This window comes from Streptomyces sp. NPDC006385, from assembly GCF_040612485.1.
GTDB lineage: Bacteria > Actinomycetota > Actinomycetes > Streptomycetales > Streptomycetaceae > Streptomyces.
The window spans coordinates 1-1,340 of the sequence record NZ_JBEXQG010000162.1; the positions used below are offsets into that span (position 1 = coordinate 1).

At 57.3% G+C, this 1,340-nt stretch carries 1 rRNA gene (running past one end of the window); it reads left to right on the top strand.

The features are described from left to right. Window positions 1-61 precede the first annotated feature (61 nt). Window positions 62-1,340 (top strand): 23S ribosomal RNA (locus tag ABZ078_RS44260) (it continues 1,485 nt past the right edge of the window).

The following is a 1,340-nucleotide window of genomic DNA, read 5'->3' on the forward strand; positions in this document are numbered from 1 at the left end:
GGGGTGTGTGACGGTGTACTGGTCGTTGTTTGAGAACTGCACAGTGGACGCGAGCATCTGTGGCCAAGTTTTTAAGGGCGCACGGTGGATGCCTTGGCACCAGGAACCGATGAAGGACGTGGGAGGCCACGATAGGCCCCGGGGAGTCGTCAACCAGGCTTTGATCCGGGGGTGTCCGAATGGGGAAACCCGGCAGTCGTCATGGGCTGTCACCCTTGCCTGAACACATAGGGCAAGTGGAGGGAACGCGGGGAAGTGAAACATCTCAGTACCCGCAGGAAGAGAAAACAACCGTGATTCCGGGAGTAGTGGCGAGCGAAACTGGATGAGGCTAAACCTACGACGTGTGAGACCCGGCAGGGGTTGCGTCGTGGGGGTTGTGGGATCTCTCTTCTACGGTCTGCCGGCCGTGGGACGAGTCAGAAACCGTTGATGTAGGCGAAGGACATGCGAAAGGTCCGGCGTAGAGGGTAAGACCCCCGTAGTCGAAACGTCAGCGGCTCGTTTGAGAGACACCCAAGTAGCACGGGGCCCGAGAAATCCCGTGTGAATCTGGCGGGACCACCCGCTAAGCCTAAATATTCCCTGGTGACCGATAGCGGATAGTACCGTGAGGGAATGGTGAAAAGTACCCCGGGAGGGGAGTGAAATAGTACCTGAAACCGTGTGCCTACAAGCCGTGGGAGCGTCGCGTTGAGTGCTTGCGCTCAACGTCGTGACTGCGTGCCTTTTGAAGAATGAGCCTGCGAGTTTGCGGTGTGTTGCGAGGTTAACCCGTGTGGGGAAGCCGTAGCGAAAGCGAGTCCGAATAGGGCGGTTCAGTAGCGCGCTCAAGACCCGAAGCGGAGTGATCTAGCCATGGGCAGGTTGAAGCGGAGGTAAGACTTCGTGGAGGACCGAACCCACCAGGGTTGAAAACCTGGGGGATGACCTGTGGTTAGGGGTGAAAGGCCAATCAAACTCCGTGATAGCTGGTTCTCCCCGAAATGCATTTAGGTGCAGCGTCGTGTGTTTCTTGCCGGAGGTAGAGCACTGGATAGGCGATGGGCCCTACCGGGTTACTGACCTTAGCCAAACTCCGAATGCCGGTAAGTGAGAGCGCGGCAGTGAGACTGTGGGGGATAAGCTCCATGGTCGAGAGGGAAACAGCCCAGAGCATCGACTAAGGCCCCTAAGCGTACGCTAAGTGGGAAAGGATGTGGAGTCGCAGAGACAACCAGGAGGTTGGCTTAGAAGCAGCCACCCTTGAAAGAGTGCGTAATAGCTCACTGGTCTAGTGATTCCGCGCCGACAATGTAGCGGGGCTCAAGCGTACCGCCGAAGTCGTGTCATTCATACAT